Raw genomic sequence first — 12,516 nt, 5'->3', positions numbered from 1 at the left:
AGGTGGCCCCGAGCCGAACCGGATGCGTTGCGTCCATGCGTGCGAAATCCGTGCGCCGCCAAGCGGTTCCCGTTATGGCCGACGCCAGGCTAGCCCTTGTTGAGTTGCTGGGGACAATAGAATTTCGCGGCGATCGCCAGGAACGACGTGGCGTGTTCCGTGGTGAGCCCGGGATTTTGGCCCTTCAAATCGTTGACCATCTGGGGGCCGTACTCGCCATTGCCCATTGCAGTGCACACCGCTTGGGCGAACTGGACCGCTGCCTCCGGCGTCTTGTAGGTGATGCCCGCGCTTCGCAACGACGCGAGAAAGCTCGCCTCGTCGACGCCGCCCGCATCCGGCTCGCCGTGCGCGGGCGCGGCGAGCGCGATCGCGGCGGGAACGGCGATCAGCGCCAGCAGCAGCCTCATAACCGGTGATTGTCTCATGGCGTGACGCCGGCTGCAGCACTGGCTCGGCTTAGCGAAATAGCTTGTGGGCCAGTGTAATACAGCCGTAGCCCACCCCGATCAGGCCTTGCTGAGCTGGTGCGGACAGTAGTATTTCGCGGAGATCATGGCGAAGTTGGAAGCCATCTCCATGTCCATGCCCGGGTTGTGCATCTTCACGTCATGGACCAGCTCCAAGCCCGATTCCCCGTTGTTCAGGCACGAACACACCGCCCGGCCCGCCCCGACGGCCGCATCCGGACTTGCGAAGCCGAAGCCGGCAGTATGCAGGGCGGCGAGGAACGCCCCGTCGTCGCCGTCCGGTACGGGTGGAGGATCGGCGTATGCCGGTGCGGCCAGGCCCATCATGACGGGCACGCCCAGTAGAACCAGTAACCGTTTCATTGCTCGCCTTCCTTGCGCGTAGCTGCAGGGGGTTGAATCATGTTGGCCGTTAACCTAATTGGACGTCGGCGGGCAGGACTTTGGACTTGTCGCCCTTTTTCAGGTGCACGGCGTGGATGCCGGGTTTCTTCGCCAGCTGCTCGAGCAGGGCGTCGAGACCTTCCTGGTCGACGTTGTGGTGCTGCACGGTTTCGGGTTTCTCCGAAATCTGCGCGACCAGACGCTTCAGCTGTTCCGGCGATTGCTTGTCTTTTAGGTCCTTAATGGGTTTCATCCGGTTGCGCACGCCGGCGCCGACCACGGTGGGCCCCCCGGAGCCGAGGGCGCTGCCCAGCATCCCCGCCATCCCCATCGAACTGAACAGGCTGCCCTCGCCCAGCGCGGCCGCCGGCACCGCCTCGGGTCCCGCGGCCGACAGTGCCGCGGCAACCGTTCGGATGGCCGGCGTGGCCGAGGCCCAGCTGGGCGGAACGCTCAACTGGCCCACCAACGTGCCACGCGCGAAGCCCGCCGTCGGGGTGATCGCGTCGTAGAGCGTGCCCCGGCCGAAGCCCAGCGCCCCCAGGCCGGCGCCCAGCGCGTCCTTCGGTAGCGCGCCGTAGGCGGCGGGTGGGGCGAACTTGAGCCACTGCGACAGGGGGAAGTTGATCAGCAATCCGACGTCGTTGAACTGTGTGGTCAGGCCCAACGGCACCTTGACCGCGTTGTACATGGCCGTGATCAATGGGGTGCCGCCAGGAGTTGTGCCGAAGCCTTTCAAGAAGGTGGTGATGGTGGTGTTGTATTGGGTGGCGAGCTGCGAGAGCCATGCCAGTATCGGGTTGCCCGCCGTCGCGGTCGTGGTCAGCGAGTTGGCTGCCGCGCTGACCGTTGACCCGGCATTGCCGGCGGAGGTGCCGGCACTTTGGCTTATCGCGGCCGCCTGCATCGTTGTGCCGGCAGTGTTCGTGGTCGCGGGCGGCTCCGCGAACGGGGTAAACCTCGAGGCCGCCTCCGACGAGGTGGCGTAGCTGTCCATCGCTACTGCGTCCTGGGCCCACATCTCGCTGTACTGGGTCTCGGTGGTCGCGATCGCGGCAGTGTTCTGCCCGAACAGGTTGGTCGCCATCAGCTGCGCCAACAGGGCACGGTTCTCCGCGATCACCGGGGGCGGCACGTGCGCAGCGAACGCCGCCTCGTACGCGGCTACCGCCGCGTTGGCCTGAGTGGCGGCTTCCTGGGCCTGAATCGCGGTCTGCTGCATCCAGGTCACATAGGGCGCGGCCGCCGAGGCCATGGCAGTTGATGAGGGGCCCACCCATGGCCCGGTGGCCAGGCTCGAAACCACCGACGAATAGGCCGACGCCGCGGACTGCAACTCCGCGGCCAGGTTCTCCCATGCGGTTGCGGCAGCCACCAACGACTCCGGTCCCGGACCGGCATACATCCGGCCCGAATTGAACTCCGGCGGAAAGGCTCCGTAAAACATCTGTGATCCCTTACCTGGTGGCTGGCGGCCGGGTGGACGGTGCTGGGCTGGTGTGCGGTGTGTTCATGGCGGTCACTCCTCGATGCACGGGATGACGATGATGGTGGCGGCGGCCGGGTCGGCCTCGGCAACGGCACTGCCCAGCGAGCTGGCCGCTGCGGCGGCACTTCCGCTCATGGGGTGGGTCGCGCTCGCGGCGACGGCCCGCCCCAGCAGGCTGGACAGACCCATTTGGCTGAAGACGCCCTCTTCGCCGGCCAGCGCAGCGGCCGGCGCGGCAGCCAGGTTGGTGGGCATCACCTGGGCGACGGTGCGGATGGTCGGCGCCGCCTCCGTCCAGCCCTGCGGTACCGACATGCTGCCGACCAGGGGCGCTTTGCCCATGGAGCCCGAAACCGGTCCGACGGCGGAGCTCAGCATGGGCCGCACAGCGCTGGGTCCGCTGGTCAGTGGCGCCAGTGCCCCGGAGATCGCCTTCGGGCCGGACAAATAGGCCGCGGCGCTCTGGCCGTTCTGGCCCCAGGCGTACGCCTGACCGAACGACAGGAAGGGGCCACCCGGGACGCTGCTCCATGACTGGGGCGAATACGGGCCCGTCAGCACCGACCAGATGTTGTTCCAGTAGTCGAGGTTTTGCCCGATTCCGGTGGTGATTCCAGTCCCCGTCGTAGGGTTGGCCGCCGCGACATTGCCGGCGTTCAGCAGGGGTTGCAGCGTGCTCAGCTGAGAGGCGGTGTTGGAGCTTGATTGCGCACCCGACTGCGTGACCGCGGCCGCCTGCATCGGGCCGGCCGACTCGTTGGTGGTCCTCGGCGGCTCGGCGAACGGCGTCAGTTGGGATGCGGTCGCCGATGATGCCGCGTAGCCGTACATCGCGGCGGCGTCCTGGGCCCACATTTCCATGTATTGGGCTTCGGTGGCGGCGATCGCCGGGGTGTTCTGGCCGAGGATGTTGGTGGCGATGAGCGTTGCCAGCAGCGCGCGATTGGCCGCGATCACCGGTGGCGGCACCGTAGCTGCAAACGCCGCCTCGTAGGCGCCCGCGGCCAGTTTGGCCTGGGCGCCGGCCTCCTCCGCCTGAGCGCCGGTGGCGTTCATCCACGCCACGTATGGCGCGGCGGCGGCTGCCATTGCTATCGACGACGGCCCCGTCCACGGCCCCGTCGCCAGCGTCTCGATGGTCGAGCCGTACGAGGCGCTTGTGGCCTGCAGCTCTGCGGCCAATTCGTCCCACGCCGCCGCAGCGGCCAGCAGCGGACCCGACCCCGCACCGACGTACATCCGCCCCGAGTTGATCTCCGGCGGAAGCGCTCCGAAGTCCAACATCGACTACCTCCCGTCCCTCAAGTGGCCGCCAGGGTAGGCGCGGCTTTGCTGCCTCGGCCGCAACCGCGGCAAGGTTCTAATGAAATCCATCAGATCCGTTTTTGAAGCCACGAGCTCATTCCACATACTTCAAACAACGGACCATTCCCTCCCTAACTCAAATCCCACGAAGATTGCGCGACTCAACCCGCCATCCGCCCATGAATATAAGAGCATTGTGTCGGTAACGCATTTCAGGCCGCGTTCCCTCCACGTAACAAACTGTAAAAAGCAAATGTCACACCGTCATCGACTGTTGTGAGAACTTGTGGGCGCACAGCTATCTGTGTGTGATTTTGCATACACCGAGGTAGTCGACGTTAAAAGCGCAGTTAAGCAGCGGTTTAGCGCGACGCGCAAACCGCCATTTCTGGCAATGGAAGTCCTACGGATCGACGTTATTATCGATCGCGCTAAATTGCTTTCCAGTTGAATGCAGGACGGATTGGAAGCGCTGAATCCCTCCTAACGCCATATGGCAAGACAGCAGAAATACGCATATAAAGCATATGCGCGATGTCGGTCGCGTATTAAATCCGCAAGCTCAGAGCAAGCGTGTCAACCCGATCGGGACGCAATTGCGCCCAACCGAAGCCGACGGCGTTGTCGGTGCTGGCCATGTTGCTGCAGGCGGTCTAGAACTTTTGCCCGTGGGTCATTGGCCGTTGCTGGATCACCCGGAGGCTGCGACCCAACCGGGTGATGAACTCCCGGCGGGCCACCGAGCCCGCACCGTCGCGGCAGCCTCGCGCGGCCGGTACATCGCGAACGAGGCTGACGCTCGGTCACCACCGACGCCGCCTGGACGCGAACGGTGGCTCCGTGCCCGCCTGCGTCGCCGAACTGATAGCCGATTGCCATGGTGTTCCCCTACTGTTCACCCACACGAAGGGTAGATGGGCTACTCTGCCGCGCCGCTGATTAGCTGCTGACAGTTTCCTGGGAGGCCCTGTTTGCCTGGTCATCGATGGTTTCGGCGGGGCTTGGAGACTCCGCTGCGACGCCTATGACGTTGCTGAACGTGCCCTCTTTCTTAAAAGCAGTTTGTAGAAAACCCCGGAGGTCCACCGTCATGCCAGCCGGGTGGGCGGACGGAATCCGGATCGCGGTCCGCTGCCGCGGCGGTTGCTCACGGCGGAGAAACCCGGCTGTACCGGACACCGCCACAGAACCCTGCGGAAGGCTGATTAGGCGCCAGGCCGCGAGCAGGAACCAGCCGAGGTGAGTTCGCCGCGCGAACTACGTCGTCTTGTTCTCGGCGACCGCCGCGCTGAGGCCCTCGGCCAGGTCCTCCTGGGTCAGTTCCTTGAACCGCAGGAGCTGGCGCTCGCTGAACTCGGTGACGTCGCTGGCCAGCACCGCATCCAGATCTTCGTCGTCGAGACGGAAACTGCGGTGATCGCGGGCCTTCTCGACCACATTGCGCACGAAACCGGCATTGCCGAGCGTATCGATGCCGCGGATCAGGTCCCCGTCTTCGGAGTAGTTCTCGTCGAGATAAAACCTGGTGTAGGAAGGCAATAGGGAATGCGCCGCTTCCTCGGTGATGACGTCCTCGTTCTCCTGGCCCATCAGCCGGGTCAACGCGACCAGCTCGTCGGGCGTATAGCTGAAGAACTCGATCACGGTCGAAAACCGCCGCCGCAGACCCTGATTCACGTCCAGCATCTTCTCCATCGCCTTCGCGTAACCGGCGCCGAAGACGACGAGCTCGTCGCGATGGTTCTCCATGTACAACAGCAACGTGTTGATGATCGCGTTGCCGTACGGGTCACCTTGCTGGTAGCCCTTCTCGTGCAGCGTGTGCATCTCGTCGAAGAAAACCGCCCCGCCGAGAGCTTCCTCGAGCATCTCCTCGGTGTTCTTCTCCGCGTCGGCCATGTACCGGCCCAGCAGCTTGGTGCGGCTGGTTTCGACCACCACCGGTTTGCGCAGCACCGTCAAGCCGCACAACTGTTTGCTGAAGGCCCGCGCGACCGAGGTCTTACCGGTCCCGGGCGGACCCAGCAGCAGTGTGTGGCGCGAGGTCACCGGCACCGGAAGGCCCATCTTGGCGCGGGCCAGGTTCACCTTCGTCGTCGCCTTGATGAGCTTGATTTCCCGCTTGGCGCGTTCCATGCCCAGCATCGCGTTGAGCTCGGCGTCACCCTCGGCCAGGTACCTTGCGGCCTCCTCGGCGTGGCGAGCGGCCTCCGTCTCCTCCCGGGTCGGCGCGCTGTCCGCGTCCCACGGATCCGTTCGCGCCTCAATGGTTTCCGGGTCGGTGAGGACCAGTCGATAGGTCGGGTTATCCAGCGCTTCGCGGGCCGGGCTGAACTTCGGATCCCGCGAATACACCCGGCGCAACAGCTCGACGGCCTCGTCCTCGCGGCCCAGGTGCCGCAGGCACATGCCCTGGGTGTAGAGGGCGATGTTGGCCGCTCCCGGAACGCGGTCTCCTTCAATCGCGTCCTGGCCCCGCCGGATCGCCTCCTCGAAGACACCGAGCGACGCGAGCGCCGTCGTCGCCATGGCCGCTCCGGCGGCCTTCAGTTCGGGCTGACGCCAGACCTTGCCCTCCGGAAATTGGTTGAGCAAATCCGGCCACCGCCCGGTGCGGAAATACAGGATGCCCCGCACATAGTCGACCAGCTCCTGCTCGAAGGGTTGGCGCGGCTCGACCCCGTCGAGTAGTTCCGCCGCCTCCTCGTAGCGTTTGGCCTCAGCCAGCACGGCCGCGTAAGCGCACGCCAGTGACTCGCCGCTGGTGACGGCCAGCTGCAGGAACAAGCCGTCCGAGACCTGGGGACGGAAGTGCAATTCGGTGACGCCGAGCCGGCGGGTCTCCCATCCGAACGTGCGGATCGACGCCCACGCACCGGCGAGCACCTCGAGGCTCCGCTCCCCCGCCAGCAACCGCGCCAGCCAGGCGTCACACATCCCGGGGTCCAGGTTGCTGGCCGTGGCGAACATCTGCGACGCCACCTGCGGGTTGTGGCTGGGCTGGAGCCCATTGACCGATATCCCCGATGCCAGCAGGCCGGCTACCATCGCGTTGCGGGCGCCCTCAGCGGTCGATTGCGGCCGCGTCATTGCGCCACAGGCACGCCCGCCGGGCTCTCTCGCAGCTGACCGACCGAAAGCGTGAGCTCGTCGTCGTCACGCACGGCACGGCTCGGAACGACAAGCGAGGCATGTGTCGCGGGGGCGGGCAGGCTGGCTCGGACCGCGGCCAACTGGCGGCCCGTGAGGCGATTGAGGCCGGACGAAACATTCCGGGGCAGCCGCTTCTCGGTGTGGTAGCGCACCCAGGCCGAGACCTGCGGCCGGCCCGCGCGAGCGGTGAGCCGGACCGTCAGCACGGTGGCGACGGTGTCCGCCTGCCACAGCTCGTCGAGCGTGTCGGTGGTGATGTCGGCGGGCGTCACCCAGAAGCTGTTGGTGAAGCCGTTGAAGTGTTTGAGGTGGCGCCAGCCGGGCCTGCTCCAGGTGGGCTCCAGGTCGGCCAGCACCGCGCGGTCGACCTCGGTGATCTCCTCGGCGGTCAACGGCCTTGCGGCACAGGTAAGTCCATCGAGATCCTGAGCCAGCCGCTCGGTGGCCGCCACCAAAGTCGAAGCCAGCGAATCGCGGACCGCCACAGCGGCGATGTTGCGTTGCGGGTTCATCCGCAACACCAGCCAGGTGCGGCGAACGTACGAGGAAGGCTCTCCGTTCGCCACCTCCCACTCCTCGGGGCCCCAGTCGTCGAGCTTCGACAGCTCGGCGGCGTTGCCGCCGCGGCGCACCTTCACCGACACGATATCGACGTTATCGAGGTGAATGTCGAACTGCCGCAAGCCATCAGCCACCGCCTGCACCAGCAGGGTGGGCGGCGAGGTCCGGTGCCGGTGGCGCGACGACGGGTCGTCGTCGTCCCCGTTCACCGCGACGACCGAGACCAGCTGGCCCTCGTACTCGCGCACGCCGACCTTGTCGCGCCCGAAGCGGCGCTGGTAGTCGACCGCCGGCGTGCAGCCGGCGCCCAGCGCGGTGCCGGGGTCGGCTGACCAATCCCACAGCCAGGTGGCCAATGCCGATGTCACCGTCACGCCGTGGTAGGTGACCAGCGAGAACAGAGCGATCAACGCCGCCAGCCCGACGCCCACCCAGAACGCGATGCGATAGGTGCCCTGCCAGGACTCCGGGCAGTGGCTGGCCACCACCAAGATCGCGACGTCGACCAGGAACACCGCGGTGACCCGCGGCCACGACAATGACAAACCGAACCTGCGCTGAGCTTTCATGACTGTTGCTGCTCCGCCCTTATTGCTGCTTTCGCGATCGCTTCATCAGCATCGCCGTTCCAAACACGCCCCCACCGATCAGTAACGCCCCGAGCAAGCCTCCGGCGGCCACCCACACTGGCACCATATCCCGGGGTGGGACGGGCTTCGGTATGTTCAGCGGCGCCGAAAGTTGCTGCGGCGGCTTCAACGGTCCTTCGGGTACGTCCCACGTCAGTGCCGCCACCGGGTCGACGATGCCGTGCCCGATCTGGTTATCCACGCCGCGCGCTGGCGCGCGGGCGGTTCGGGTCAGCCGGTTGATGACCTGGTAAGCCGACAGCTGGGGGAACTTCGCGCGAACGAGCGCGGCGACGCCGGACACGATCGCGGCCGAGAAGCTAGTGCCGGACGGAACCAGCAGCGTGTTGTCCGGCCCGTCGATCGCGTTGATGACGCCGTCGTCCCGGGGGGATAGCCCGATGACGTCGGTACCGGGCGCGGCGATGCCCACCCAGGGACCGGCCACGCTCGTCGATGCCTGCCCCTGGTTGCCCTGGGTCATCGGCCGGCCATCCTCGTCGACCGCACCCACCGTCAGGACATAGTCGCTGAACCAGGACGGCGTCACGACGGTGGTAACGGAACTCCAGTTGCGAGGATCGTTGGGCTGCAACGGATCATGCGCTGGATTCTGCTTGCAGTCCTTTTTGCTCGTGTCGCCGGCCGCGGCCACGATCACGGCGTTCTTGTCGACCGCCGCATAACGGACCGCGGCGCCCAGCGCGCGCTGGTCGACGATGTTGCGCGCGCTCATGCAGGTCACGTCCGAGATGTTGATGATCTGCGCGCCCATGTTGGCGGCGTGCACGATCGCCCGAGCCATCGTCTGGACACCGTCGATCTTTGCGCGAGTCTGCGGATCTTCGTCACCGGTGTAGGCGTCCTTGAGGCCGAAGGCCTGGCTCGACTGGCGGATCCCGATGATGTCCACATCCGGGGCGACACCGCTGAACGCGTCCGGACCAGCCGAGGGCGGTGCCGGCGGCGGAGGTGGCGGGCTGGGCGGTGGATCCAGCGGGCGCGGGCCGCGCGAGTTGTCGACGCCGACCACGTGGCTCCCACCGGAGTAGCTGGGTATGGTCACCGTGCCGCCGCCGTGGTTGCCGGCCGGGGCCTGCCCGCCCTGCGGCGGTCCCGGCGGTGGACCTGCGGGCGCGGGCGGTGGCGGTGGCAGCCCGAACGGTCCCGGAGCCGGCTGTTGCTCCGTCGGCGAGGGCGGAACCATCGTCACGGTCTGGGGCAAGGGCGACAACGTCACCGTCTGGGGCGGCGGCGCTTTGGGTGGCGGTTCTGTGGTGGGGATGGTGACCGGCCGGCGCGGCGCGGCCGGTGGCACTCCGGCGCCGTTGGCCGGCGCGGCGCCGATCATCGAGGCCACGATCGTGCCGTGGGCGTCGCAGTCCGACAGCCCGTCGCCGCCCATGACGTAGTCACCGCCGGGGATCAGGCGCGGAAACCGCGGGTGGGGGCTCACACCGGTGTCGATGACGGCCACCTTGATGCCGGCGCCGCGACCGAACTGCCATGCCTCCTGCAGGTTCAGCATGTCCATGTACTTGGGCTGCAACCGGAAATCTGTGCCGGGCAGCACGCCGACCTCGGTGCAGTATGAATTCTGCTTCATCGGCGCCGACGGCCCGGGCGGGCCGTCGGGCGGCACCGCACCGGGATCAATCGTCGGCGGCGAAATCGCATAAGCGGGTGGTAACCCGGCCAATGCTCCTGAGGCGAGCAAGATTGCGGCGAGGGCCGCAGCGGAAGCGCGCCCTCGCCACACCTTGCTACTACCGGTAGCGGATTGCTGCATAGACATTCATCAACCACAATGCCAGCGGGAAAATCGGCATCAGGCAGAGGTATTCGATCCATTCCACGAACTTGCGGAACAGCGGGCTATAGATGGTGTTGGGCACCACGGCCGCGGACGTGAGGCCGGCCGCCGGCAGTAGGACCAGGATCGCCGCGCTGATCGACACGGCCAGGGGCGACTGCAACACGAGCGCGTACCGCGCCACCACGGCACCCACGATGAGGACGGCCGTCACGGCCAGGGTGATCGCCTGCCAGCGGTCGACGTAGGAGCGTCCGCGCAGCATCAGGAACCCGGCGCTGAAGCCGGCCAGCAACAGCGGCAGCCAGCGTTGGCCGGTGTGCGGATCCGACAAAGCCGCCAGCGAGACGATCATCAAGACGCCCAGCCCGACCAGCAGGCCGGTCAAGAAGGAGCGGGCGCGTTCGGCCTGCACCAAGACGTCGCGGACGGATGCGGGTCCCTCGAGGACCGGGGGGCCACCGTCGGAGCGGACCACGGTGGTCGGCAGGTCCGGCCGGGCCTCGAACACCCACCGGCTGGTCGCCGACGGGAAGACCGGCAGACGAATGCCGGCCAGGCGGCGCGAGAGGGCCGGCGCGGTGTGATAGACCAGCACGCACACGAGGACGACGCTGGTCAGCAGCGTCACCGCACTGGTCATCGCGACCATTCGCGCCAGGGCCGCGATCGCCGTGACCAGGCTGATGGTGATGAGTGCGGTGTAGAGCCCCAGCCGGCGGCCGGTGAAACGCAGGCCGAGCATCGCGGCGATGGTGAGCACGCCGAAGGCCAACACTGCGTGTGGGGACCCCACTCCGCCGGGCGGCGCCGCCGCGGCGGCGACCGTGAGTGGCGCCAGGCCGCTCAGCAGCATGATGTCGGCGATGCGGCGATCCTGTTGGGTGCGGGCCCGCATCAGCAGCATCAGGGAAACGCCCAGCACCACCGCGGCGATCACCGCGGAGTACGCCGTCGGCAGCCAGGAGTTGTGGTGCCAGCGGTACCAGAGCAGCAAGCCGGACGCAGCCGTCACCCCGGACGCCACCATCGACGCACCGACCTGCACCGCAATGACCGGGTCGATCGCGGCGAACCGCTTGCTCAGGTTTGCCGCGACCGCGGTGGAGATGTGCTCGATGACCTGCGAGCGATGCTCGGTGTCCTGGATGAACCGGATCCACAGCCGGTCACCGTCGTAGACGTCCTGTTCGGTCAGGGACTGGGTGGCCCGCAACGGGCTGCCGTCCACCAGGCACAGCGCCCACCTGCCGCGGCCCGTGGCCTCCAGCGGGGCCTCCCCGAGCTCCCTGAGTCGGCTGTTCACCACCTTCAGCAGCGGCTCGGTCATCACCGAGACGGGGGCGTTGGCGTCCAGCAGGACGCCGATCTGTACGCCCGCCCCGGCCATAACACCGACCACGACCGCCCGAGGTTGCGAAATTCCCTCAACGTCAGGCTGTAGCGCTTCAACTACCGCAGTCATCGCCCTGAACCCCTTACCGTCGTGAATGTGTAACCCCATGCCGCCAGCCGGGCGGGAGTCTGCGCCGGCCCGCTTTCCGGGGTGCTGCCGCCCCCGAGAAAGTGCAGCTCGACTAATCCGAATTCCATCTACCCCGCCTCGCGATTAAAACCTTGGTGACAGTGGTTTGAGATTTGCTGAATCTCTTAGAGAAGTATGCCGTGTTGGCTTCTCAACCGCATGTTGAGTGCAAAGACATTGGTGAACTTTATGTTTCGTCGAATGTCAGACCCTGCTGTGGGTTTTCCACTCGCCGTAAGGAAGGGTGTCCAGCACCGTCTTGACGCCCACCTGCACCAATTGGGGGGTCGCCGGGCAGATTGCCAGCCAGGCCTCCCCCGACCCGGCCGTCCGCGCCTGCTGGTACAGCGCGATGCGGCCGCCGGAACCGTCTTTGAGCGACAGCACCGAAGCGCTGGGGCCCTTCGCGTCGTCCCGGTACTGACGCGCGTACACCGCGACCTCGGCCGCGGGATCGGAAAGGGCCTGTCCCAGCGCGGCCACGGTGGCGGCGCTGATGCCCATCCGCCGCAGGTCGCCGCCGGAAAACACGTTGAAGCCGGACTCCTGCCACGACTTCGTGGCTTCCAGCATTTCTTCCAGCGGCACGTTGACCGCATTGATCGCCGCGGGCTCGGCGTGGTGTATCGACTCGAGCGCGTCCAGCACCAGGGACGCGATCGAGGCGCTGTCCGCGATCGCGACGTCGTCGACGGTGATGTCGCCGCCAACGCGCACCGCGGACACCCAGTGCTGGCCGCGGCGGGCCAGCACCACCCGGAACTCGTTGTCGGGGATGTCGCGCGACCCGGGTGGCTGATTCTCGTCGTCGACCACGCCGTACAGCAGCTTGCCCCGCGACAGCAGGGCGATGACCTCGAGGTCCGGCGCCGCCAGCACCCTCATTCGAGCGGCCACATGTTCGTTCACCTGATCGTTTTCCACGATGCCCTGCTCGCGCATCACCGCCATGCCGGGATGCTCGTTGAGCCAGTCGCTCGAGTCGGTAGAGACAAATGGCCGGCACCGCAATTCAGGCGCGACGTGCCGAATGTCCAGGAGGGCCTGGAGCATCCAGAAACCGTCGACGTTAACGGTGATGTCGGTGCGGGCGGTCTGCTGATCCATCAATACCTCAAGGGTTCAAAGTGCACGGTAACCGCAGGACGCGGCAGCACACCACAGATCGGCTGTCTCTTATACACATC

The 12,516-nt window shown here is 66.6% G+C and carries 9 protein-coding genes and 1 pseudogene; all 10 read right to left on the bottom strand.

What is annotated here, in order from left to right:
- Positions 1-89: 89 nt before the first annotated feature.
- A complete protein-coding gene (locus A5781_RS19305; RefSeq protein ID WP_067210071.1) occupies positions 90-410 on the bottom strand; it encodes a DUF732 domain-containing protein in 321 nt (106 codons plus the stop codon).
- Between the two features lie 99 nt (positions 411-509).
- Complete coding sequence (locus A5781_RS19300; RefSeq protein WP_067210069.1) at positions 510-833, bottom strand: DUF732 domain-containing protein; 324 nt, start codon at positions 831-833, stop codon at positions 510-512.
- Positions 834-882: 49 nt separating this feature from the next.
- Complete coding sequence (locus A5781_RS19295) at positions 883-2,301, bottom strand: PPE family protein (protein ID WP_067210065.1); 1,419 nt, start codon at positions 2,299-2,301, stop codon at positions 883-885.
- Positions 2,302-2,373: 72 nt separating this feature from the next.
- Positions 2,374-3,627, bottom strand: a complete 1,254-nt coding sequence (locus A5781_RS19290; protein ID WP_067210061.1) for a PPE family protein — start codon at positions 3,625-3,627, stop codon at positions 2,374-2,376.
- Positions 3,628-4,301: 674 nt separating this feature from the next.
- Positions 4,302-4,527 (bottom strand): annotated as a pseudogene (locus A5781_RS25955) (type VII secretion protein EsxI).
- A gap of 378 nt (positions 4,528-4,905) precedes the next feature.
- On the bottom strand, positions 4,906-6,738 hold the full coding sequence (eccA, locus tag A5781_RS19285; protein ID WP_067210057.1) for a type VII secretion AAA-ATPase EccA: 1,833 nt from the start codon (positions 6,736-6,738) through the stop codon (positions 4,906-4,908).
- Positions 6,735-7,931, bottom strand: coding sequence for a type VII secretion protein EccE (gene eccE / locus A5781_RS19280; RefSeq protein WP_067210054.1), 1,197 nt, complete (start codon positions 7,929-7,931; stop codon positions 6,735-6,737). Before eccE ends, eccA begins: the two co-directional genes overlap by 4 nt.
- A gap of 19 nt (positions 7,932-7,950) precedes the next feature.
- Positions 7,951-9,780: a type VII secretion-associated serine protease mycosin gene (locus tag A5781_RS19275; protein WP_067210051.1), complete on the bottom strand. Its 1,830-nt coding sequence runs from the start codon at positions 9,778-9,780 to the stop codon at positions 7,951-7,953.
- Positions 9,758-11,269: a type VII secretion integral membrane protein EccD gene (gene eccD / locus A5781_RS19270; protein WP_067210048.1), complete on the bottom strand. Its 1,512-nt coding sequence runs from the start codon at positions 11,267-11,269 to the stop codon at positions 9,758-9,760. Before eccD ends, A5781_RS19275 begins: the two co-directional genes overlap by 23 nt.
- A gap of 264 nt (positions 11,270-11,533) precedes the next feature.
- A complete protein-coding gene (locus A5781_RS19265) occupies positions 11,534-12,436 on the bottom strand; it encodes an ESX secretion-associated protein EspG (RefSeq protein WP_055405688.1) in 903 nt (300 codons plus the stop codon).
- Positions 12,437-12,516: the final 80 nt, after the last annotated feature.

Source organism: Mycobacterium sp. 852002-30065_SCH5024008 (genome assembly GCF_001665645.1).
Lineage (GTDB): Bacteria > Actinomycetota > Actinomycetes > Mycobacteriales > Mycobacteriaceae > Mycobacterium > Mycobacterium paraffinicum.
This window is presented reverse-complemented; position numbering and strand designations above follow the sequence as displayed.